This window comes from Novosphingobium sp. NFX11 (assembly GCF_057376415.1).
Genome location: NZ_CP080385.1, coordinates 1,065,001 through 1,086,432, shown reverse-complemented (window position 1 = coordinate 1,086,432; position 21,432 = coordinate 1,065,001). Strand labels below are relative to the sequence as shown.

The following is a 21,432-nucleotide window of genomic DNA, read 5'->3' as shown; positions in this document are numbered from 1 at the left end:
ATGACCCAGTATATCAGTTTCCAGCGCCCCGACGGCACCAGCAGCTTTGGCCGTCTCGATGGCGAGACGGTGCTCGATCTCGGCGCACCCGGCGGTGATGCGTGGCTGAAGGACGCGCTCGCGGGTGATCTAGTGGCGCTTCCCGTCACTGGCGAGTTTGCCCGCGCCGCCATCAGGCTGCTGCCGGTGGTGCCGAACCCCGGCAAGATCCTGTGCGTCGGGCTCAACTACGCCACCCACGTCGCCGAGACCGGTCGCGAGCAGAAGGAGCATCCCGCGATCTTCACCCGCTGGGCCGACAGCCTGATCGCCGACGGCGACGCCATGGTCCGCCCGCTCGAAAGCGAACGCTTCGACTACGAGGGCGAGCTTGCGGTGATCATCGGCAAGGGCGGACGCCGCATCGCACCCGAGGATGCATGGGATCATGTCGCCGGCTACGCACCGTTCAACGACGGCTCGATCCGCGACTGGCAGCGGCACAATATCCAGTTCACCCCCGGCAAGACCTGGCCCGGCACCGGCGCCTTCGGTCCGCACATGGTCCCGGCGGGTGAAGTCGAGGACCTTGCCGCGCAGCGCGTACAGACCCGCGTGAACGGCGAACTGGTGCAGGACCAGCCGGTCTCCGACATGATCTGGGATATTCCCACGGTCATCGCTTATTGCTCGACCTTCACCGAACTGCACCCCGGTGACGTCATTGCCAGCGGCACCCCGGGCGGCGTCGGCGACAAGCGCAAGCCACCGCTCTACCTCAAGGCCGGAGACACCGTCGAAGTCTCGATCGGCGTGATCGGCACCCTTTCCAACCCCGTCATTGATGAAGCCTGAGCCGCTGCGACCAACCAGATAACAAGTTCAAGGGAGAGACAGACATGACCATTCGCAAGATTGCGCTGCTTTCGGGCATCGCCCTCGGCACCATCGGCGCTCCTGCCTTCGCGCAGGATGCCGCCGCCCCTGCGGACACCGCCACCGGCAACGACATCATCGTTACCGCCCAGCGCCGCGCCGAGAAGGTGACCGAGGTGCCGATCTCGATCACCGTCGCCAGCGCGGCCCAGCTCGAGCGCCAGCAGGTGAGACACCGTCAACGACCTCGCCCGCATCGCGCCGAGCCTCGAAATCCAGTCGGCACCCGGCCAGAACACCGGCGGCGGCGGCTCGATCCGCGGCATCGGCACCCTGACGTTCTCTCCCGGTGCGGTCGCCTCGGTGGGCGTCGTCGTTGATCAGGTGAGCCAGGGCAACGCCAATATCTCGGACCTGTTCGACATTTCCCGCGTCGAAGTGCTCAAGGGACCGCAGGGCACGCTGTTCGGCCTGACGACCTCGGCGGGTGTCATCAACATCACCACCAATGCGCCCGAATTCGGCGAGTTCTCCGGCCGTGTCCGCACCGAGCTGTCGAATGCCGGGACGGCGGGCGCCAAGTACGGCAACCAGGTGGTGCAGGGCGTCATCAACGTGCCGCTGGCCTCGAACGCGGCAGTGCGCGTATCGGGCGTCGCCAACTTGCGCCAGGGCGTCAATCGCAACGCGACGACCGGCGACTACAACGACAACGACCGTTACGGCGTGCGCGGCCGCCTGCTGTGGGAACCGACCGACCGGGTGACCGTCAACCTCATCGGCGACTATTCCAAGAGCCGCTACGAGAACGGCGGCGACTTCTTCACTTTCGTCAAGACCAGCGGCCCCGGCTCTTTCCTCGGTGGTGCGGGCTTTGACGCGGTGGGCATCACCGATCGCCTCGCCAGTTGCGGCGTGACCGTGCGGGAGGGCAACCGTGACTACTGCAGCAACAACGACCAGGTCGGCAAGGCGACCAGCTATGGCGGTTCGCTGCAGGTGGACTATGCGGCGGATCCGTTCACGCTGACCTCGATCACCGCCTGGCGCAAGGCGACCGAGACCGGGTATGGTGCGGCGTCCGACGTCTTCCGCGGCTCGCCGCTGGAACTGCAGGTGGCCAACGACCCGGTTGACCGCGACCTCGGCCTGTTCACGCAGGAGTTCCGCGTCAGCTCGGCGGCGGGCTCGCCCATCGAGTATACGGCCGGCGCGTTCTATTCGAGCCAGAAGCAGACCCGCATTCCCGAGATCGTTCGGGTCACGCTGGTCCCGGTTCCGGGCGTCGTGATCCCGATCGTCACATCGACCACGCCCGCGCTGACGATCCGCGACGAATCGCTGGCCTTCTTCGGGCAGGCGACCGGCCACGTTTCGGACAGCTTCCGCCTGATCGGCGGCGTGCGCTACACGACCGATCGCCTTTCGCTGAACACCGCGACGTCCGAGACCGAAACCTTCCTCGACGTTGCCAAGTGGTCCTGGCGTGCGGGCGCGCAGTACGATCTGACGCCGACGATGATGAGCTACGCCACCGTATCGCGCGGGTTCAAGGGCGGTCAGATCGCGGTTCCGGCAGTTGGCGATCCCTCCGTCGTCCAGCCCGAGATCCCGACTTCCTATGAAGCGGGCCTCAAGGCCACGCTGTTCGGCGGCTGGGTGGCCGACCTCAGCGTGTTCTACATGAAGATCCGCAACTTCCAGGCGCAGCAGTGCACCGTCGACGACAACGGCATCATCTCGTGCGTCCAGACCAACATCAACGGCGTGAAGACGCGCGGCGCCGAGCTGAACTTCTTCGGCAAGGTGACGCCCAACCTCTCGCTCAACACCGGCTTCATCTACGCCAAGGCGACTTATCCCGGCGGCTTCGTCGGCACCGACGGGACTGATATCGGCGGCACGCAGCTGGCTAATTCGCCGCGCTACAAGTTCACGCTCTCGGGCGAGTACGAGCAGGACTTCGGCGATACCCTGGCCGGGTTCCTGGCGGTGGACACCGTTTGGAAGTCGCGCGTGCGGTACGAAGCGAACTCGGTGGCGGACACGACCTTCCGCGCCCACTGGATGGTCGGCGGGCGGGTCGGCCTGCGCACGCAGGACCAGCGCTATTCGGTCGCGCTGTTCGTGCGCAACCTGTTCAACGTGCACGAACCCTCGCTGATGCAGAGCGACTTCCCCTATACCAGCACGACGACTGCGGGGGCGAGCGAAGGCAACATCGGCGCGATCTACGGGCCGCAGTCGTTCCGGAACGTCGGCATCAGCCTGGACGCGAAGTTCTGACGATGGCGGCGCCGTCAGGTCTGGACCTTCGGGCGCTGCGCCGCCGCGAACAGGCGATCAGCGCGATCATCAACGCGGTGCTGAGCGCGGTGTTCTTCGCCATCGTCTTCGGCCCTTCCGCAAGGCCGTTGACGATGGCGGCGCCGGATCGCTTCGCGCTCGATTTCGTGCCGCAAGGGGTGATGGTTTCACTCATGGCTTCGCTGGTGCCAACCCTGCTGGTGCGGGCGAAGCTGCGCGGGATGGGGCTGGCGACGCCCGCAAGCGTTGCGGGGATCGTCCTGCGCGGCGTGGCTTGCGGCATCGCCTCCGCGCTCGTCCTCGCGGGGCTGGCGCTTTTCGGGCCGCTCCACGAAGTGCCCAGCCATCCGGCACTGGCTTTCAAGGTCGTGTACGGCGCGCTGTTGGGACTTGCCTGTACGCGGCTGGCGGTGTCCTTCCTGTTCGACCGGACGCTGAAGGAGCAGGCTGCGTGACCGATACGATCGCCGAACTCGGAACCCGCCTCGGCCCCGATGTTGTGGGCGCGGTGAGGGCGCTCTATGCGCCCGAGCAGGAGCCCCGCGCCGCCGCGCTTGCGTCGGTGGCGATCGACTGCGCCTATGGCCCGCATCCGCGCAACCGGTTGGACCTCTATCGCGAGGGGAAGGCGGGGGCCGCGCCCGGTGCTGCTGTTCGTCCACGGCGGGGGCTTCCTTGTCGGCGACAAGGGCGGTGACGGGAACGGCAACGGCGGCTGGGCCAACGCCCATCTGGGGCGCTGGGCCGCCGCGAACGGGATGCTGGGCGCGGTGATGAACTACCGCCTCGCGCCCGATGAGACCTGGCCCGCCGGGGCCGAGGATGTCGCCGCTGCCGTCGAATGGCTGCAGGAGCACGCGGCCGAGCACGGCGGCGATCCCGAGCGGATCGTGCTACTGGGCACCTCCGCCGGTTCGGTTCACATTGCCAGTTTCCTGAAGCTGCGGAGCGACCATGCCGGGATGGTGCGCGCCGCCGTCCTGCTCTCGGGGCTCTACGGCTTCACCCCGCTCGATGAGCGCGACATGCTCTACTACGGGCGGCAGGACGCCTACGCCGGACGGATGCCGCGCGAGGCCGTGGTCGAGACCGCGCTCCCCTTGCTGCTCGCTTGTGCCGAGTTCGATCCGCCGCGCTTCCAGGCCGAGTGGGCCGGGCTTCTGCAGGCCCGGCTGGACCGCCACGGCTGCCTGCCGCGCACGCACTATGCCAGCGGCCACAACCATTACTCGATGGCCATGCACCTCGGCACCGCCGACCGGCGGCTTTCCGACGAAATTCTGACCTTCATCTCCGCGCATTCGTGAGGAAATCCTGATGACCCAGATAGACCGCCGCAGCATGCTCGCCGCCGCCGCCATGATCGCGGCTGCTCCCGCCGTGTCGCGCGCCGCCGCGAAGCGCCCGAGCCCGGCATTTCCCGCAGGCTTTCTGTGGGGGCGGCCACCGCGCCGCACCAGATCGAGGGCAACAATGTCGCCTCCGACTTGTGGCCGCTGGAGAACCAGCAGCCGACGATCTTCGCCCAGCCTTCGGGCGATGCCTGCAACAGCCTGGAACTGTGGGCCAGCGACCTCGACATCGTGAAGTCGCTCGGCCTCACGTCCTATCGCTTCGGCGTGGAGTGGGCGCGGATCGAGCCGGAGAAGGGCCTGTTCTCGCAGGCGATGCTCGATCACTACAAGGCGATCGTCGCGGGTTGCCACGCGCGCGGACTGAAGCCGCTGGTGACGTTCAACCACTTCACCGCGCCGCGCTGGTTCAGCGCGCAAGGGGCTGGACCAACCCGGAATCGGCGCAGCTCTTCGCGCGCTACTGCGACAAGGTGGCCCGCGCGATCGGCGCCGACATCGCCATGGCCATGACACTGAACGAGCCCAACCTGCTGTTGATCCTCAAGCCGATGCTGCCCCCGCCGGTATGGGACATGCAGCGCCAGACCCTTGCCGCCGCCGCCAAGCGCTTCGGCGTGGAGAAGTACGTCTGCGCCAACGTCGCCGCGCTCGAGGACCTCGACGCGATCCAGACCGGGCTGCTGGCCGGACACAAGGCGGCGCGCGCGGCGATCAAGGCGGTGCGTTCGGACCTGCCGGTCGGCCTCACTCTCTCGGTGCTGGACGACCAGGCGGCGGGCCGCAACTCGATCCGCGACAAAGTGCGCGCGGAAACCTACGGGGCCTGGCTGGAAGTGGCGAAAGCCGACGACTTCATCGGCGTGCAGAACTACGAACGCGCGGTGTGGAACGACAAGGGGCGGCTGCCGCATCCCGATGGTGCGGACGTCAACTGGTCGGGCACCGAGGTATGGGCGCCCTCGCTCGCGGGTGCGGTGCGCTACGTCCATGAGGCGACGCGGGTGCCGGTGCTGGTGTCCGAGCACGGCGTCGGCACCGACGACGACACCTTGCGCGCGCGCTTCATCCCCGCCGCGCTGGAAGGGCTGAAGCAGGCCATCGACGACGGAGTGCCGGTGCTGGGCTACATGCACTGGTCGCTGCTCGACAACTTCGAATGGATCTTCGGCTACAAGCCTCGCTTCGGCCTGTGCAGCGTCGATCCCGCCACCTTTGCCCGCACGCCCAAGCCCAGTGCTTCGGTGCTCGGCGCGATCGCGCGGCGAAATGCATTGTAACGCATGCGGGCTTTTAAAATTAGAATTAATATATTAATAAATGCGAGAGCCTGAAGCGGCTCCGCAGGATAGAGATGGGGAGTATGGAATGCCGGGTCGCCGTTTTCGCGTGATGCTGATGCTCGCTTCGGCCCTGGCCGCGCCGCATGCGGTGGCGAAGGAGGAGGCGCCGACCACGGCGGCGGCGGAGACAGGCGATCCGCTGCTCGAAGCGTTCCGCGATCCGCCGAACTCGGCCCGGCCGCGCGTCTGGTGGCACTGGATGAACGGCAACATCACCAAGGACGGCATCGCCAAGGACCTTGCATGGATGAAGCGCGTCGGCATCGGCGGCGCCCAGACTTTCGACGCCAACCTGCAGACGCCGCAAGTTGTGGACCATCGCCTCGTCTACATGACGCCCGAATGGAAGGACGCCTTCCGCTTCGCCGCGCATGAGGCGGACCGGCAGGGGCTGGAACTGGCCATCGCTTCCTCGCCCGGCTGGTCGGAAACCGGCGGGCCATGGGTGCAGCCGCGCGATGGCCTGAAGAAGCTGGTCTGGTCGGAGACGTCCATAGCGCCGGGCAAGCGCTTCACCGGCAAGCTGGCCGCGCCGCCGCAGACGACCGGGCCTTACCAGAACCTGACCCCGGCGTTGTCGATCGAGGAGATGATCTCCGGCCACCCCGCGCCTCCCGGCCCGCAGTTCTACGGCGAGATCGGCATCTTCGCGTTCCCGGAGGCGATGCCGGTTTCGCTGGCGGCGGCCCGCGCTTCGGATGGGCTCGGCAACGCGCTGGATGCTGCGGCCCTCGGCGACGCGGACATCGCGGGCGGCGTCACGTTGGTGCGCAAGGAGGGCACCGCGCCCGAACTGCGGCTCGACTACGCCCGGCCGACCGAAGTGCGTTCGGCGACGCTCTATATCCCCGATGTGGTCGTGCCCTTTGCCGGAGCGGCTTTCACGGCCGCGCTCGAGGCCAGCACCGACGGTACCGCATGGACCCCAATCACCACGTTGACGCTCGGTGCCGTGCCGACCACGGCGAGCTTCCCGGCTGTCACCGCCGCGCATTTCCGCGTGGTGCTCAATCCGCGCAAGCCGGACGAGGGGCTCGGCTCACCGGCTCCGGGGACGGCGATGGCGGGCCTGTTCGACGGCATCGGTGCGATGATGGCGAAGAAGCCGCTCGTCGTCGGCACTTTCGCACTGGGCGCCGGGAGCAAGGTCGACCGCTTCGAGACCAAGTCCGGCTTCATCATGAGCCGCGATTACTACGCGCTCGGTGAACCGGCCGACGCGGCAAGCGGCGTGGCGCCTGCCAAGGTTGTCGACCTCACCGGCAGGCTGCGGCCCGACGGCTCCCTCGACTGGACGGCTCCGGCGCTTTCCAAGGGGCAGCACTGGCGCGTCCTGCGCATGGGCTATTCGCTGCTCGGCACCACCAACCATCCCGCCTCGCCCGAAGCGACCGGGCTGGAGGTGGACAAGTTCGACGGCGCGGCGGTGCGCCGCTATCTCGACCATTACATCGGCATGTACAAGGACGCCGCCGGTGCCGACATGGTCGGCAAGCGCGGCGTGCGGGTGCTGCTGACAGATTCCATCGAAGTCGGTGAGGCGAACTGGACGCCCCGGATGATCGAGCAGTTCCAGAACCTGCGCGGCTACGATCCGCGTCCCTGGCTGCCCGCGCTCACGGGCACGCTGGTGGGCACGCGCGCGCAGTCGGACAAGTTCCTCTACGACTATCGCCGCACTTTGGCGGACCTTCTCTCCAGCGAGCATTACGGCACGGTTGCCAAGGTCGCCCATGAGAACGGCCTGATCGTTTACGGCGAGGCGCTGGAGGACAAGCGCCCGATGCTGGGCGACGACATGACCATGCGCAAGGCGACCGACGTGCCGATGGCGGCGATGTGGACTTTCGGTAAGGACGATGGCCCGCGCCAGACGCTGATCGCCGACATGAAGGGCGCGGCATCGGTGGCGCATCTCTATGGGCAGAACCTCGTCGCGGCGGAATCGATGACGGCCTCGATGGCGCCCTGGGCCTTCGCGCCCAAGGACCTGAAGCGCTTCATCGACATGGAATTCGTCAATGGCGTCAACCGGCCAGTGGTCCACACTTCCGTCCATGTCCCGGTCGACGACAAGAAGCCGGGCCTCTCGCTGTTCATCTTCGGCCAGTACTTCAACCGTATGGAAAGCTGGGGCGAGATGGCAAAGCCCTGGGTCGACTACATCGCGCGGTCCTCGCTGCTGCTGCAGGCCGGGCGTAACGTCGCCGACGTCGCCTACTTCTACGGCGAGGAAGCCCCGCTGACCGGGCTCTACGGCGACAAGCCGGTGGCCGACGCCCCGGTCTCCCATGCCTATGACTTCCTCAGCTTCGATGCGCTCGACACCCTGCTGAAGAACGACGGTGCCGACCTCGTCGCGCCCAGCGGAGCGCGCTACAAGGCGATCTACCTAGGCGGCTCCTCGCAGCGCATGAGCCTTGCCGCGCTGCGCAAGCTGGCGGCACTCGTCGAGGGCGGGGCGACCGTGATCGGCAACGCACCGGTCGCGACGCCGGGCATGGACGGGCGGGGGCAGGGCAGCGATGCCGAGTGGTCCGCTCTCGTCGCCAGGCTGTGGCCCGGTGCCGGCGAGGCGCGGGTCGGGCAGGGCCGGGTCATCCCCGGCACCGACGTGGAGGCTGCGCTCAAGGCGATCGGCACCGCGCCGGACTTCACCTTCACCGGAGCCGCAGCCGGGGCCAAGATCCCCTTCGTCCACCGCAGGGACGAGCGCGGCGACATCTATTACCTCAGCAACCCGCATGACAGCGCCCAAACCGTCGAAGCGCATTTCCGCGTGACCGGCAAGGCACCGCGCTTGTGGCACCCGGAAACGGGCGAGAGCGAAGCCGTCAGCTACCGCATCGAAGGCGATGAGACGATAGTGCCGCTCTCGCTGGTGGCGGGCGATGCGGTGTTCGTGGTGTTCCATGAGGCTGCGACCGCGCGATCGCTCGATGTGCCAGTCAAGACCGCGACGACACTGGCCACACTCGACCACAACTGGACCGTGCGCTTCCAGCCGGAACGCGGCGCGCCGGCCTCGACCCGGCTGACGACACTCGCGCCGCTCGACCACAATGCCGATCCGGCGATCCGGTACTTTTCGGGAGAGGCGATTTATACGCGCAGCTTCGCGCTGCCCGAGGGTGCCCGGCCGGGCAAGTCGTTGCTGCTCGACCTAGGCCAAGTGGGCGATCTGGCGCAAGTCACGGTCAACGGGCGCGACATGGGCACCTTGTGGCATGCGCCCTACCGCATCGACGTCGGCCGCGCTCTCAGGAAGGGCGCGAACACGATCGAGGTCAAGGTCGCGAACCTCTGGGTCAATCGCTTGATCGGCGACCAGCAGGCCGGCGCGAAGCCAATCACCTGGACGGCGATGCCGACCTACCGTCCCGATGCACCGCTGCGCCCTTCGGGTCTGATCGGACCCGTGACCCTGATCGGCCGTTAGATCTCGCTGACGCTCAGGGGCATGTTCACGACAGCCTGTAGTGCGCCACGTAGCCGAGGTGATCGGAGAAAACGTCCTGTCCGGTGTTTTCGCCGAGGGGAACCTCGAGGCTGCGCAGGCGCATAAGGCCGCGATAGTACAGCTTGTCCTTGTTGCGTTCGCGGATGGCGGCAAGGTCGCGCTGCTGGTCCGGTGCGGCTTCTGTAATCGTGGTTGCTTCCTGCCCGCCTGCGATGAGGTTGCGCGTGGCCGCGATCCGCTCCGGGTCTCCGCCGATGTTGAAGTCCCCGCCCAGGATAAGGTCCGTGCGCGGATCGACCTGCCGGCGCAGGAAGGCGCGCATGGCCTCCACCTGCCGCGTGAAGGCCATGTTGGCGCGGGCGACCGGCACGCCCGAAGCCTTGCGCGAATTGAGGTGGGTGTCGGCCACCGCGACCGGTCCGACGCGCCCCGGCACCGCGATCCAGGCGATGACGACGCCCTTGCTGGCAAGGCAGTCGAACCCGGCGCACATCGCCTCGGGGAAGGTCATGCGGCTGGCCTTCACGATCGGATGATCCGACAGGATGACGAGGCCGCTGTCGACTTGCGGGCCGACCGTCTCGCCCCGGCTCCACGAAGCCTTCTGCACGAAGGCGTCGGCCTCGCCGCCGGCAGGGGCTGCGTCCTTGACGCCGGGGCCGAGCAGGACGTGGGCGTAGCCCGCTTGCCGGGCGATGGCCTTGGCCTCGGGAATGAAGGCTTCCTGCAACAGGATGACGTCGGGCTGCCGTCCTTCGCGGCGCAGCTTGCGGAGCCGGTCGCCGATCGCTTCCAGCGCCTCGGCCCGGCCATAGGCGAGCGGGAAGGGCAGGCCCTTCACGTTATAGGTCATGACCGAAAGCGTTCCGTCATCGCGCACCGAGGTAGCGAAGGGACGTTCGGGCGCCGCCGCCGGCGAGGGCTTCGACAGGTTGAGCACGACGACCGCAGCGGCCGTCGCAAGCGACATCTTCGTCAGGCTCTTCATGCGACGCGTTCCCCCCGAACTTTTCGCAACGTGGTCCTGACGGCGCCACTAGGCGCGCCGTGTGAAACTGGCGTTGCGGTTCGGTGAAGGCTGCGTGACGGTGTTCAGAGCAGGACGACGCCCTCGATCGTCATTGCGAGCATAGCGAAGCAATCCAGGGCGGTTTACGCGGCCCTGGATTGCTTCGCTATGCTCGCAATGACGAAGTGGCGCTTATTCCCCGCCCAGCTTCAGGCCCTTGAGCGCGGCGAACGGGCCGCTGTCCTCGGGCGTGCCGAGTCCCGCCGCCTTGCGCGCCGTATCGGCCTCGGGCCCGGTCAGGAACGGGTCGATGGCAAGGGCGAGGCTCTGCGCTACCGCCTCGCCGATATCGACGTGGGTGCCTTCGTATTCGATCTCGTCGAGTTCGTCGGCGGTCAGCTCGACTTCCTCGTCCGGGGCGTAATCCGTCGCCATGGGCACGAAACGGAAGAACAGCGGTTCGTCGATCGATACCGGGACATCCTCGGCGGAAACGGCGCAGGGCTGGACGATCTCGGCCTTAAGGGTGCCGCGCGCCTCGACGCGAAAGCCGCCCTCGCGCTCCGACGTCGAGAGGTCGAGTTCGGCGACGAGTTCGTCGATCCGCACCAGCAGAAAGCGTTCGGTGAGAGCAGCCCGCTCGGCCTCGTTGGGCGAGAGGCGGACGTGCTTGCCTTCGATCTGGCGCACGTCCAGCAGGCGGGAGAATTCAGGGGTCATCGCGCGATCCTAGCAGCAAGCAGGTCTTCGTTGGAGAGGGCATCGATCTGCGCGTGAAGCGCGCGAACGCGGGCGGCGAGGCGCGCGGTGTCGGCGCCTTCCACCAGCGTGACGTTGCGCTCCAGCGCGGCGGCGAGCGCGGCGTCGTCCTGTGGGAGCGCATCGCGCAGGGCACCGATCCGGCCGCCCAGCACGCTCATCAGCTTGCCCATGCGCTTGCCGACGACGAGATCGCCGACACCCGACTGGCGCAACTGGCCGTCCATGTCGTCCACGAACAGCTCGGTCAGCCGCACCGAGGGGTTGATCAGCGTATCGTCGGTTTCCTTGTCGCGCTCGGCGCGCAGCATGACCAGCGCCATCACCAGCGTCACCGCGTCGAAGCGGCCAGGCACGGTATCGGCGACACCGCACTCGGCATACCATGCCTTTTCGCGCGCGATTTCGACCACGCGATGCCACAGCGGCCGCGCGGCTTCGCGGGAGTCGGGGCCTTTGCCGAGAAGGCGGGAGATCAGGGACACGATGGTTACGGGCCTTTCTTCGAGGATATCCGTTAAGGAGCAATTCAACCGGTCTGCCCCAACGCCCATTGCGCGGGCGCGGATGGGGCCTTAAGGCCGTCTGGCGATATATGGGTATGGGCGCGGCTGGCAATGCCTGCGGCTTCCATACCTGCGGTTTGGAGTGTTGAAATGCGCAAGGTGGGTCTCAAGGTGGCAGCGGCAGGCATTGCGCTGGCGGTCGCCACTCTGGTCGGCGGCTGCACGTCGATCCGCGACCATCGCGGTTACCTGATCGACCAGGCGCTGCTCGATCCGGTGCAGCCGGGCATCGACAACCGCATGTCGGTGGAAAAGACCCTCGGTCGCCCGACCTTCGAAAGCCAGTTCGGCACCAAGGACTGGTACTACGTCTCGCAGCAGGTGAAGACGCCGCCGTTCCGCAAGCCGCGCACGGACAGCCAGACCGTGCTGCGCGTCCGCTTCGACGCGGCTAACAACGTCGTCGGCGTCGACAAGCGCGGCGCGGAACAGGTCGCGCGGATCAATCCCGATGGCCACGTCACGCCGACGCTGGGCCGCCACCGCAGCCTGCTCGAGGATCTGTTCGGCAACATCGGCGCGGTCGGCGCGGGCGGCATGGGCGGCAACACCGGCTCGAACACGGGCCCCGGTCCGAACGGCAGCTGATCTCCTGTCTTGAACCATTCGGAGCGCGGCATATATCCGCGCTCATGAACAACGACGGGGCGAGCCACGGCCTCATTCAGTGGCACGGAACGACCATCATCGGCGTACGCAAGGGCGGCAAGACCGTCATCGCCGGCGATGGTCAGGTTTCCATGGGCAACACGGTCATGAAGCCGAACGCCCGCAAGGTCCGGCGCATCGGAGAAGGCGGCAAGGTCATCGCCGGCTTCGCGGGCGCCACTGCCGACGCCTTCACCCTTTTCGAGCGTCTCGAACGCAAGCTGGAGCAGTATCGCGGCCAGCTCATGCGGGCGGCGGTCGAACTCGCCAAGGACTGGCGCACCGACAAGTATTTGCGCAACCTAGAGGCGCTGATGATCGTCGCGGATGCCGATACCCTGCTGGTGCTGACCGGCAACGGCGACGTGCTGGAGCCCGAGGGAGCGGCTGGCGGCGACAGCCAGATCACCGCGATCGGTTCGGGCGGCAACTATGCTCTGGCCGCTGCCCGCGCGATCGACGCCTATGAAACCGATGCCGAGACGATCGCGCGCAAGGCCATGCAGGTCGCCGCCGACATCTGCGTCTTCACCAATGACCGCGTGACGGTCGAGACCGTCTGAGCCGGGAACCCACATGAACGACAATCTCACGCCCAAGGCGATCGTCGCCGCGCTCGACGCGCACATCGTCGGCCAGACCGAGGCCAAGAAAGCCGTCGCCGTCGCTTTGCGCAACCGCTGGCGCCGTCAGCGCCTGAATGCCGACCTGCGCGACGAGGTGACGCCTAAGAACATCCTGATGATCGGCCCGACGGGCTGCGGCAAGACCGAGATCAGCCGCCGCCTGGCGAAGCTGGCCGACGCACCCTTCGTGAAGGTGGAAGCCACCAAGTTCACCGAAGTCGGCTACGTCGGCCGCGATGTCGAGCAGATCGCCCGCGACCTCGTCGAGGAAGCGATCCGGTTGGAGAAGGAGCGCCGCCGCAGATCCGTGCGTGAGGCGGCCAGCAAGGCGGCGATGGATCGCCTGCTCAACGCGCTCGTCGGCGATGGCGCCTCGGAGGCGACGCGCGCCGCCTTCCACCAGCGCATCACCGAAAACGCGATGAACGAGACCGAAGTGGAGATCGAGGTCGAGGACGCTCCGGCGGGCCCGATGGAGATTCCCGGAATGGGCGGCTCGGTCGGCATGATCAACCTCGGCGACATCATGGGCAAGCTGGGTGGCCAGCGCATGAAGCGCCGCAAGATGAAAGTGCCTGACGCCTGGGACAAGCTGGTCGACGAGGAGTCGGAAAAGCGGCTGGATCAGGACGACGTCGCCCGCGTCGCGCTGGCGAACGCCGAGCATAACGGCATCGTCTTCCTCGACGAGATCGACAAGATCGCCGTCTCGGACGTGCGCGGCGGCTCGGTCAGCCGCGAAGGCGTGCAGCGCGACCTGCTGCCGCTCATCGAGGGCACCACGGTCGCCACCAAGTACGGCCCAATGAAGACCGACCATGTCCTCTTCATCGCCAGCGGTGCCTTCCACGTCGCCAAGCCGAGCGACATGCTGCCCGAACTTCAGGGACGCCTGCCGATCCGCGTCGAATTGAAGGCGCTGACCGAAGAGGACTTCGTGCGCATCCTCTCGGAGACGCGCGCCAACCTCATCGCCCAGTACAAGGCGCTCCTCGGCACCGAGCAGGTGACGGTGGAAGTGACCGCAGACGCCATCGGCGAGATCGCGAAGATCGCCGCGCAAGTGAACGAGAGCGTCGAGAACATCGGCGCCCGACGTCTCCAGACCGTGATGGAAAAGCTGCTCGAGGAACTCAGCTTCGAGGCCGAGGACCGCAAGGGGGAAACGGTGACGATCGACCAGACCTATGTGCGCGACAAGCTGTCCGGCCTCGCGGGCAACGCGGATCTGTCCAAGTACATTCTCTGACGGGCAGCACCGGAATGGTTCAGACGGGGCGCGGGCAGCTTGCTCGCGCCCTTTTTGTTCCTTGAATGTTCCTGTCAATCGCGTAGCTTCGGCGGCGAAGGAGAATCGCGATGAAACTCGAAGGTGGATGCCAGTGCGGCGCGGTGCGCTACAGCGTCGAAGGGGAGCCGCAGCACGTCGCGTTCTGTCATTGCGCCGATTGCCAGAAGTCTTCCGGGGCGCCGGCTGTCGCATGGGCAGCTTACGCGGCGGATGACTTCGCGGTGACGGCAGGAGCGGCTTCGTCCTACAGCTCCAACGGGGATGCGATCCGTCATTTCTGCCCGACGTGCGGATCCGGGCTCTATTACGTCAACGAAGCGGTCCTGCCCGGTCTGGTCGATATTCAGGTCGCCTCGCTGGACAAGCCCGATACCCTGCAGCCGCAGGCGCACATCCAGGTTGCCGAGCGTATCAGCTGGATGAAGCACGCGGCCAGCCTGCCGGAGTTCGAGCGCTATCCGGGATGACGGTGGCCTGTACGCTTGCAGAGCTGGATCTGGACGGAGTGAAACTCCATCCGGGGTTGGCCTTGCCTATGCTCGCCGGGTTGGAAACGGTCTTGGGACGAATGCCGTATGGCCGGGCTGTTTTTGCAGGTCGATTATGCGATCGGGGCCTTGCCGTTCGGGCTGGAATGGCTAGGCATCTGATATCGGATAACCAGAGTGCTTCACATGTACCAGACCCCGGAAGATCGCCCCGTATATCGCCTGCTGACAGGAGCGGACGACCGTGCCTTCTGTGAGCGCGTGTCGGAAGCTCTGGCGCAGGGCTGGCGGCTCTACGGTTCGCCGTCACTATCATGGGATACGGCCGAGAACTGCATGAAGGCTGCCCAGGCCGTCGTCTGGCACGAGGCCGACGTCGTCAAGTGACAGTCAGCGAGGGGCGTCGTCCGTAGGGCTGACGTCGTGGTCTGCCCGATCCATGGCAAAGGCACGCTCGGCGATGCTCTCGGCCTTTGCCTGCGCCACATTGGAGGGCAGGGCCAGCGGGATGGCGCAGAGGGGCGTTGCCGCGAGGGCAAGCGCACCGATACCCGCAAAGCTGGACTTCATCGAATCATGTCTCCGGCAGAACTCTTCCCGAACGAACTGCTGAAGGTTCAAAGGGTTCCCTGACGGGTTCACCGTGATTGAGGCACGGTCCGCAGGCTTTCGCCTTGCCCGCACGCCCCGCATCGCGATGCTCGACTTGCCCTGACGCAGGAGCATTCAGGCTGATTGCTCCAGAATTTGCGGTCTGTAATGTTTTCCCGCCAGGTGATGTCGCCTGACGGGAAAACGCCTAAGCTTGCGGAGAACGACATGGTCCTCAAGACGGTCGACCCTCTTGCCGCCGCGGCCTTCATCGCCGTGCCGGTCGCGGCGCAAGACATTGTGCCCATAATCTCGCCGGGTCAGGCAGCGGAGGGCGTGTTCAACCGTGCGCGCATGGAGGAACAGGCGCGCCGCCAACGCGAAAAGGATGCAGGGCAGGAAGCATCGAGCGATACGCCATCCGATTCCCGCCCCGCGCCCGGCACGCCGGAATTCCAGAAACAGGCGTGCGACAACCGCCCGATCTATCGCCGGCAATATGGCGAAGATCATCCGCAGGTCCAGAAACTCGAGGCGCTGTGCAAGGCCTCGGGTTACTGAACTACTCGGCGGCCTCGATCATCGCTTCGGCTTCGGCCGCCTGGCGCGCCCACATTTCTGCGTAGAGCCCGTCATGGCGCAGCAGTTCGGAATGGGTGCCGCTCTCGGCCAGCTTCCCTTCGTTGAGGACGAGGATGCGATCCGCGTCGGCGATGGTCGACAGGCGATGGGCGATCGACAACGAAGTGCGATGCTCGGCCACGCGGTGCAAGGTGGTGAGAATGTCCTGTTCGGTGCGGGAGTCCAGCGCACTGGTCGCTTCGTCGAGGATCAGGATCGGCGGGTTCTTGACCAGCGTTCGCGCGATCGCGACGCGCTGCTTCTCTCCGCCCGAGAGCTTGAGACCGCGTTCGCCGACTTCGGTTTCGAAGCCCTGCGGTAGCCGGTCGATCAGGCCCATCAGCGCCGCGCCGCGTGCCGCGGTCTCGATCTCCTGGACCTCGGCGCCGTCGCGGCCGTAGCCGATGTTGTAGCCGATGGTGTCGTTGAACAGCACCGAATCCTGCGGAACGATACCGATCGCGCCGCGCAGGCTCACTTGAGTGACCTCCCGTATGTCCTGCCCGTCGATCAGGATGCGGCCCGAAAGCGGATCGTAGAAGCGATAGAGCAACCGCGCGATCGTCGACTTGCCCGCGCCCGAGGGGCCGACGATGGCGAAGGCCTGACCGGCAGGCACCTCGAACGAAAGACCATGGAGGATCGTGCGGTCGGGTTCGTAACCGAAAACCACATCATCGAACACGATCGAAGGCTTGCGGATGACCAGCGCAGGCGCTCCCGGCGCATCGGAGACTTCCACCGAGGTGTCGAGCAGGCGGAACATCTCGGCCATGTCGATCAGGCCCTGCCGGATCGTGCGATAGACCATGCCCAACATGTCGAGCGGCCGGAACAACTGCGTGAGGTAGGTCTGCACGAAAACCAGCTGGCCCGCCGAATAATTGCCGCGCCACCAGCCGTAAACCGTCCAGGCCAGGGCACCCGCCATCAGCAGGTTGATCACCACGCCCTGCACGATGTTGAGCAGGCCGAGCGAATTCTCGCTCTTCACGGCGGCGACGGCATAGGCGCGGGTCGCCTGTGCGTATCGTTCCTCTTCCCGCTTTTCGGCGGAGAAGTACTTCACCGTCTCGTAGTTCAGCAGCGAATCGACCGCGCGGGAAAGGGCTTGCCCATCGAGGCGGTTCATCTGTTCGCGCAGCTTGGTCCGCCATTCGGTGATGACGCGGGTAACCCAGATATAGGCGGCAATGGCGAGCGCCGTCGCGGCGACGAGGCCGGGGCCGAAATTGACCCAGAAGATCACCGCCACGACCAGCAGCTGCAGCACGGTGGGGGCGATGTTGAACAGCATGAAGTAGAGCATCGTGTCGATGCTCTTGGTCCCGCGCTCGATGGTCTTGGTGACTTCGCCGGTGCGCCGGGCAAGGTGGAAACGCAGAGACAGTCGGTGCAACTGGCCGAACACGTTCTCCGCCAGCTGGCGCGTCGCGTCCTGCCCGACCTTCTCGAACACGATATTGCGCAAGTTGTCGAAGCCGGTCTGCGCCAGCCGTCCGGCCGAATAGCCGAGCACCATGAGCATGGTCAGCTGGAGCAGCTTCGGCCCGGTCGTGCCCATCAGGTCGACCGCCCACTTCATCATGTACGGCAGCACCAGCTGCGTCGCCGTAGAGAGAACGATGAACACGCAGGCCCAGACGATCCGCCAGCGCAGCGCCGGATTGTCGCGCGGCCACAGGTACGGCAGGAAGCGCAGGAGCGTGCGCCAGCCATCGTGGCGGGCATTGGAATCGCGAACGGCGGTATCGGGAGGCATCGGCGCTATTTAGGGCCTCGACGTCACGAAACAATCCGGCAATGCGCTGTCCGTCAACGCGCACCGGCCAGGTCAAACGAAACCTTGCGCTTCGTGAAGTCGATGGCGACACGCTTGAAGGCCCGCAATTCGCGCATGCCAAGGAAGATCGCGGGCTTGCGGCTGAGCTTCAGCTCGCTGAACGCGGGGGCGTCGGCATAGGCTATGACGACGTTGGATACGCCGATCCCGCCCAGCTCCAGCTTGTCCGCGACGCCGAGATCGACGGCGAGTTCCTGCCCGGTGACGCTCGATACCGCACCCTTGAGCATGGCCTGTCGTGGCTTCTTCGCCAGTGCCTCCTGCAAGGCGCGGTTGCCGATCGTGCCGCTGGCGCCGGTATCTATGACGACGTCGGTGCGTACGCCATCGATCAGCGCGTCGGTCATGATCAGGCGGCCGGAGCGCTCCTTGGCGCGCACCACAATCTCGAAGCCGCGCCCGCCGCCGGTCTCGGCAAGGTTGCCGATGGTGATGGTGTTTCGCGCGAAATCGAGGAGCACGCGCTGATGCTGCAGGCTGTCGGTGCCGAGAATCCCGTCGGCGCCCATGTTCGCGCGTTCGAGCAGGGGCACGGTCAGGCCGTAAAAGGCGCGCGGGCCGATCGTGATGGATCTCGACCTGGGCCGTGGCGACGTCATGCGCTCCCGCGATGCCCACCACGCGCACTTGCGGTCCCTGCGCCAGCTTGAGGGTGCCTGCCAGCGCGGTTGAGACGACGGTGCGCTGGGATCCGGTGTCGATGAGGAAGCGATAGGGCCCGGTCCCATGGACGGCGACGGCGATGGTCATGCGTGCATGGGCGTCGGTGTCGCCCTGGACCATATCGCCCTGCGGCTCGGCGCCGGGCTGTGCGGGGCCCGTGATCGGGGCAGGGGTTGCCCCGAGGATAACGGGATTGGCGATCAGCATCGCCAGCGCCATGCTCATTCCCGACATTGCATCCTCCCCGCGAGGTACGTGCCTCGCGTTCTTTATAGAGAATGTCAGTTTATCACGATATTGCGTGGAACACTACGTGAAACGGATAAATATTTCAGCTTTGGCTGAGGCGCAGGCGCATCCGTATCGGCGTGAGAATGTGCCCCGCCATGCCCTTTATGTCGTCTCGAGCGGGGTGCCGAAACAGCATGATCGCGGCCACCCAGGCCACCACGGATGCCGTACCGGCGACTACAAGTCCGACGAATCCAAGCGTCGCCGGTGACCGCCACGCCGTGACGGCATAAAGCGCCGGCGCGATCGTCACCACCGCGACAAGGATGGACGATGCGTAGACCCTGACGGTCGCGCGCCAGCGAAAGCCGATCATCCGCTGGAGCCAGAACGCATAAAGAAAGAACCACCCGAGGCCGTAGACGAGCCGGGAGGCCGCCGCCGCTTCCACGCCGATGGCCGCCCCCGCCGCCAGCGTGCCGACCGACAGCGCTGTGTCCGCGAGGTTGAACCAGAGCAGGACTTTCAGCCGCCCCAGCAGGATCGGCAGGTCCATGTGCAGCGGCAGCGCGACGAAACAGCACTCGGCAATCGCGACGAAGGCGAGCAGCGGCGCCGCCTCGGCCCAGCCGGGACCGTAGAGCAACAGGATCACCGGCTCGCTGAGCACTGCCAGCAGGGCCATGGCGGGCCAGACGATCGCGCCATGCGCCGCGACCACGCGCTCGTAATAGGGGCCGAGATCCTTGCCCTCGTCGCGCAGTCGCGCGAAAGTCGGATAGTAGATCGCGCTCACCGCGCCCGCCACGAGGTAGTGAAGTTGCGTCGCCAGCGCGACGCCCCGGCTGAACAGGCCTGCCGCCGTCATGCCCTGCATGCGCCCGACGATAAGGTCGGGCGTGCGCATGCCGATCCCTCCGGAGAGATAGAGCAGCGCGCTGCCCGATCCGAATCCGATGATCTCGCGTGCCCTTTCGCGCCGTACCCGAAGGCTGGGCGGGGTCGGTCGCAGGATCTGGGCCGCCACGGCGCGCGCGGCGGCTTGTGCGATCATGGCCCAGGCGAGCGAAGTGGCCGAGAACCCCAGCGCCGCCAGCGTCAGCGCGCAGGCGCTGTTTGTTACCGATCCGGCGGCGTTGACGATGAACGTCGCCCTGAAGTCGAGCCGCCGCGACAGCAGTGCCACCGGCACGATGCTCCAAGGATTGAGCAGGTAGGATGCCGCGATCAGCCCGAATATGGGGAACAGTCTCGGTTCCCCATAGAACCGCGCCACCGGCCAGGCGATTGCGAGGATCAGCGCCGCAAGCAAGAGCGAGAACCCCGCTGCGATCACGGTGCAATGCCGCACCGTGTCCTCGTCGGCGGTGGGGTGCCGTCCCAGATAGCGGGTAAGTCCGAAGTCCTGGATCACTGAAAGGATCATCGCCGCAGCCAGCGCGACGGAGAACAGGCCGATCTCTTCGGGCTTCAGGAAGAAGCGCGAGACGATGACCGAGGTTGCGAATTGCAGCACGAATTGCGTGTACTGGCTCGCCGCTGCCCAGAGGGCTGCGGACTTTACGCTGCCGGTGCCCCGGCCTGCATCCGTGGCGCGGGGCTCGGCGGCGGGTGCTTCGATCTCGACCGTCATGGGGCGGTCAAGTCGAAGTCGAGGTCGTGAGCGTGGCGGCAAGGCGCAATGCACGCACCGGCTCGCCGAAGCGCACGAGTCTGGCGACGGTGCGCCACATGCCGTCACGCCGCCCGCCATCGCGCAAGTGGCTCACCAGCAGATCGAATCCTTCATCACGCATGGCGCTGGCCGAATAGAGCAGGCCGAGCGCGACCTGCTCGCGTACTTGCCGGGAAATGCCGGGACGGCCGAAAAGGGAGTCGAGTTCGCCGATCGGCGGCAGGTGCTCGAGGTCGGCGGTCGGATCGGTGCGTCCGGCCTTGCGCTCGCGCCAGGCGATCTGGGCGACGGCCGTGCCGATCTGCTGCTCGGTGGCGTGGCGGGAGGAGACTTGTCCAGGATAGCGCCGATAGCGCAACAGGCGCTCGGGAATATTGCCGAGCCTGGTCACGCTCGACAGACGCAGCCACAGGTCGAGGTCCTCGCAATGCCGGAATGCGGCGTGATAGCCGCCGACCGACCGGACTACGTCACGGCGATACATCGCGGCGGGATGGCATATCAGTTGCCCACCGATCTCTATCGCGGCGAGCAGTTCTTCGTGAGTCTCGGGATGGTCGGCACCGGACCGGACGAGCTTTTCGCCGTTTTCTCCGATGTCCTCGCTCCAACTGCCGACGACGCCATATTCGGGATGGCCCGCAAGAAAGCCGATCTGCCGGGCGAAGCGGTCCGGCCTGCAGATGTCGTCGGCGTCCATGCGTGCGATGATCGGTGCGCGGGCTGCGTCGATCATCTCGTTGAGGCTGGCCACGAGCCCGCGATTTTCGCGTACGATGGGGCGAATACGCGGATCGCGTTCCGCGTATTCGCGAATGAGTCCCGCCGAACCGTCGCTGGAACCATCGTCGATGATGAGGAACTCGAAATCGGCGAAGTCCTGCGCGAGGACGCTCTCGATCGCGGATGCAAGGAAGCGCTCGCCGTTGAAGACGCTCATGGCAACGCTGATCGCCGGTGTCGGCATGTAGGTAACAGATTCCTCAATCAAGGCCGCGCGCCGGAAAGCGCGTTTGCAAATCAGCCTTTATGCCTGCCGTGGTAAAGAAAGCGTTGGGGATGAGGAAGCCGGGGATGCAAGGGGGCAGGGGAAGCTTAAGCCTC

The 21,432-nt window shown here is 66.2% G+C and carries 21 protein-coding genes and 2 pseudogenes; 14 read left to right on the top strand and 9 right to left on the bottom strand.

Annotated features, from left to right (window positions below; translation table 11 throughout):
• From KZO24_RS22775 to KZO24_RS22740, 8 genes and pseudogenes are all read left to right on the top strand, one after another.
• Positions 1-834 (top strand): fumarylacetoacetate hydrolase family protein, encoded by an 834-nt coding sequence (locus tag KZO24_RS22775; protein WP_271184470.1) that lies wholly within the window; start codon positions 1-3, stop codon positions 832-834.
• Between the two features lie 44 nt (positions 835-878).
• Positions 879-1,235 carry a hypothetical protein gene (locus tag KZO24_RS22770; protein ID WP_486487260.1) on the top strand — a complete coding sequence of 119 codons (357 nt, stop codon included), beginning with the start codon at positions 879-881 and terminating at the stop codon, positions 1,233-1,235.
• Positions 1,129-3,141 carry a TonB-dependent receptor gene (locus KZO24_RS22765; RefSeq protein WP_486487753.1) on the top strand — a complete coding sequence of 671 codons (2,013 nt, stop codon included), beginning with the start codon at positions 1,129-1,131 and terminating at the stop codon, positions 3,139-3,141. Before KZO24_RS22770 ends, KZO24_RS22765 begins: the two co-directional genes overlap by 107 nt.
• A 2-nt stretch (positions 3,142-3,143) precedes the next feature.
• Complete coding sequence (locus tag KZO24_RS22760) at positions 3,144-3,617, top strand: hypothetical protein (protein ID WP_271184472.1); 474 nt, start codon at positions 3,144-3,146, stop codon at positions 3,615-3,617.
• Positions 3,614-3,859: a hypothetical protein gene (locus KZO24_RS22755; RefSeq protein WP_486487259.1), complete on the top strand. Its 246-nt coding sequence runs from the start codon at positions 3,614-3,616 to the stop codon at positions 3,857-3,859. Before KZO24_RS22760 ends, KZO24_RS22755 begins: the two co-directional genes overlap by 4 nt.
• On the top strand, positions 3,807-4,469 hold the full coding sequence (locus tag KZO24_RS22750; RefSeq protein WP_486487258.1) for an alpha/beta hydrolase: 663 nt from the start codon (positions 3,807-3,809) through the stop codon (positions 4,467-4,469). Before KZO24_RS22755 ends, KZO24_RS22750 begins: the two co-directional genes overlap by 53 nt.
• Positions 4,470-4,479: 10 nt before the next feature.
• Positions 4,480-5,794, top strand: a pseudogene (locus KZO24_RS22745) (family 1 glycosylhydrolase).
• Positions 5,795-5,882: 88 nt separating this feature from the next.
• Positions 5,883-9,296: a glycosyl hydrolase gene (locus tag KZO24_RS22740; protein WP_271184475.1), complete on the top strand. Its 3,414-nt coding sequence runs from the start codon at positions 5,883-5,885 to the stop codon at positions 9,294-9,296.
• A 25-nt stretch (positions 9,297-9,321) separates the two neighbouring features.
• Here the strand turns inward: KZO24_RS22740 and KZO24_RS22735 are convergent, their stop codons facing one another.
• The 3 genes from KZO24_RS22735 to KZO24_RS22725 form a co-directional block, all read right to left on the bottom strand.
• On the bottom strand, positions 9,322-10,305 hold the full coding sequence (locus tag KZO24_RS22735) for an endonuclease/exonuclease/phosphatase family protein (protein ID WP_271184476.1): 984 nt from the start codon (positions 10,303-10,305) through the stop codon (positions 9,322-9,324).
• A gap of 213 nt (positions 10,306-10,518) precedes the next feature.
• Positions 10,519-11,046 carry a YceD family protein gene (locus KZO24_RS22730; RefSeq protein WP_271184477.1) on the bottom strand — a complete coding sequence of 176 codons (528 nt, stop codon included), beginning with the start codon at positions 11,044-11,046 and terminating at the stop codon, positions 10,519-10,521.
• Positions 11,043-11,570, bottom strand: a complete 528-nt coding sequence (locus KZO24_RS22725; protein ID WP_271184478.1) for a ubiquinol-cytochrome C chaperone family protein — start codon at positions 11,568-11,570, stop codon at positions 11,043-11,045. The genes KZO24_RS22730 and KZO24_RS22725 overlap by 4 nt, the downstream gene beginning before the upstream one ends.
• A 171-nt stretch (positions 11,571-11,741) precedes the next feature.
• Between KZO24_RS22725 and KZO24_RS22720 the strand changes: the two genes are divergently transcribed.
• From KZO24_RS22720 to KZO24_RS22700, 5 genes are all read left to right on the top strand, one after another.
• Positions 11,742-12,239, top strand: coding sequence for an outer membrane protein assembly factor BamE (locus KZO24_RS22720; protein WP_486487257.1), 498 nt, complete (start codon positions 11,742-11,744; stop codon positions 12,237-12,239).
• Between the two features lie 44 nt (positions 12,240-12,283).
• Positions 12,284-12,862 (top strand): ATP-dependent protease subunit HslV, encoded by a 579-nt coding sequence (gene hslV, locus KZO24_RS22715; RefSeq protein WP_008832063.1) that lies wholly within the window; start codon positions 12,284-12,286, stop codon positions 12,860-12,862.
• Positions 12,863-12,875: 13 nt separating this feature from the next.
• Positions 12,876-14,174 carry an ATP-dependent protease ATPase subunit HslU gene (gene hslU / locus KZO24_RS22710; protein ID WP_486487256.1) on the top strand — a complete coding sequence of 433 codons (1,299 nt, stop codon included), beginning with the start codon at positions 12,876-12,878 and terminating at the stop codon, positions 14,172-14,174.
• 110 nt (positions 14,175-14,284) lie between these two features.
• Positions 14,285-14,683 (top strand): GFA family protein, encoded by a 399-nt coding sequence (locus KZO24_RS22705; protein WP_271184083.1) that lies wholly within the window; start codon positions 14,285-14,287, stop codon positions 14,681-14,683.
• Between the two features lie 207 nt (positions 14,684-14,890).
• The gene (locus KZO24_RS22700) at positions 14,891-15,091 is read left to right on the top strand and encodes a DUF1737 domain-containing protein (protein ID WP_232493580.1); all 201 of its coding nucleotides are present in this window, start codon (positions 14,891-14,893) and stop codon (positions 15,089-15,091) included.
• Between the two features lie 3 nt (positions 15,092-15,094).
• On the opposite strand, the gene KZO24_RS22695 is transcribed toward KZO24_RS22700, so the two are convergent.
• Positions 15,095-15,274, bottom strand: coding sequence for a hypothetical protein (locus tag KZO24_RS22695; RefSeq protein ID WP_370425174.1), 180 nt, complete (start codon positions 15,272-15,274; stop codon positions 15,095-15,097).
• A gap of 204 nt (positions 15,275-15,478) precedes the next feature.
• Between KZO24_RS22695 and KZO24_RS22690 the strand changes: the two genes are divergently transcribed.
• Positions 15,479-15,856 carry a hypothetical protein gene (locus tag KZO24_RS22690; protein WP_486487255.1) on the top strand — a complete coding sequence of 126 codons (378 nt, stop codon included), beginning with the start codon at positions 15,479-15,481 and terminating at the stop codon, positions 15,854-15,856.
• 1 nt (position 15,857) lies between these two features.
• On the opposite strand, the gene KZO24_RS22685 is transcribed toward KZO24_RS22690, so the two are convergent.
• The 5 genes and pseudogenes from KZO24_RS22685 to KZO24_RS22665 form a co-directional block, all read right to left on the bottom strand.
• Positions 15,858-17,678, bottom strand: a complete 1,821-nt coding sequence (locus KZO24_RS22685; protein ID WP_271184086.1) for an ABCB family ABC transporter ATP-binding protein/permease — start codon at positions 17,676-17,678, stop codon at positions 15,858-15,860.
• A gap of 53 nt (positions 17,679-17,731) precedes the next feature.
• Positions 17,732-18,358, bottom strand: a complete 627-nt coding sequence (locus tag KZO24_RS22680; RefSeq protein WP_486487254.1) for a retropepsin-like aspartic protease — start codon at positions 18,356-18,358, stop codon at positions 17,732-17,734.
• Between the two features lie 37 nt (positions 18,359-18,395).
• Positions 18,396-18,509, bottom strand: a pseudogene (locus KZO24_RS22675) (aspartyl protease family protein); the annotation flags it as partial.
• A gap of 244 nt (positions 18,510-18,753) precedes the next feature.
• Positions 18,754-20,286, bottom strand: coding sequence for an oligosaccharide flippase family protein (locus KZO24_RS22670; RefSeq protein ID WP_271184088.1), 1,533 nt, complete (start codon positions 20,284-20,286; stop codon positions 18,754-18,756).
• A gap of 7 nt (positions 20,287-20,293) precedes the next feature.
• The gene (locus KZO24_RS22665; RefSeq protein WP_271184089.1) at positions 20,294-21,295 is read right to left on the bottom strand and encodes a glycosyltransferase family 2 protein; all 1,002 of its coding nucleotides are present in this window, start codon (positions 21,293-21,295) and stop codon (positions 20,294-20,296) included.
• Positions 21,296-21,432: the final 137 nt, after the last annotated feature.

Coding starts and splice junctions, on each gene's coding strand:
- KZO24_RS22775 (WP_271184470.1), top strand. CDS start 1: ATGACCCAGTATATCAGTTTCCAGCGCCCCGACGGCACCAGCAGCTTT.
- KZO24_RS22770 (WP_486487260.1), top strand. CDS start 879: ATGACCATTCGCAAGATTGCGCTGCTTTCGGGCATCGCCCTCGGCACC.
- KZO24_RS22760 (WP_271184472.1), top strand. CDS start 3,144: ATGGCGGCGCCGTCAGGTCTGGACCTTCGGGCGCTGCGCCGCCGCGAA.
- KZO24_RS22740 (WP_271184475.1), top strand. CDS start 5,883: ATGCCGGGTCGCCGTTTTCGCGTGATGCTGATGCTCGCTTCGGCCCTG.
- KZO24_RS22735 (WP_271184476.1), bottom strand. CDS start 10,305: ATGAAGAGCCTGACGAAGATGTCGCTTGCGACGGCCGCTGCGGTCGTC.
- KZO24_RS22730 (WP_271184477.1), bottom strand. CDS start 11,046: ATGACCCCTGAATTCTCCCGCCTGCTGGACGTGCGCCAGATCGAAGGC.
- KZO24_RS22720 (WP_486487257.1), top strand. CDS start 11,742: ATGCGCAAGGTGGGTCTCAAGGTGGCAGCGGCAGGCATTGCGCTGGCG.
- hslV (WP_008832063.1), top strand. CDS start 12,284: ATGAACAACGACGGGGCGAGCCACGGCCTCATTCAGTGGCACGGAACG.
- hslU (WP_486487256.1), top strand. CDS start 12,876: ATGAACGACAATCTCACGCCCAAGGCGATCGTCGCCGCGCTCGACGCG.
- KZO24_RS22705 (WP_271184083.1), top strand. CDS start 14,285: ATGAAACTCGAAGGTGGATGCCAGTGCGGCGCGGTGCGCTACAGCGTC.
- KZO24_RS22700 (WP_232493580.1), top strand. CDS start 14,891: ATGTACCAGACCCCGGAAGATCGCCCCGTATATCGCCTGCTGACAGGA.
- KZO24_RS22695 (WP_370425174.1), bottom strand. CDS start 15,274: ATGAAGTCCAGCTTTGCGGGTATCGGTGCGCTTGCCCTCGCGGCAACG.
- KZO24_RS22685 (WP_271184086.1), bottom strand. CDS start 17,678: ATGCCTCCCGATACCGCCGTTCGCGATTCCAATGCCCGCCACGATGGC.
- KZO24_RS22680 (WP_486487254.1), bottom strand. CDS start 18,358: ATGACGTCGCCACGGCCCAGGTCGAGATCCATCACGATCGGCCCGCGC.
- KZO24_RS22670 (WP_271184088.1), bottom strand. CDS start 20,286: ATGACGGTCGAGATCGAAGCACCCGCCGCCGAGCCCCGCGCCACGGAT.
- KZO24_RS22665 (WP_271184089.1), bottom strand. CDS start 21,295: ATGCCGACACCGGCGATCAGCGTTGCCATGAGCGTCTTCAACGGCGAG.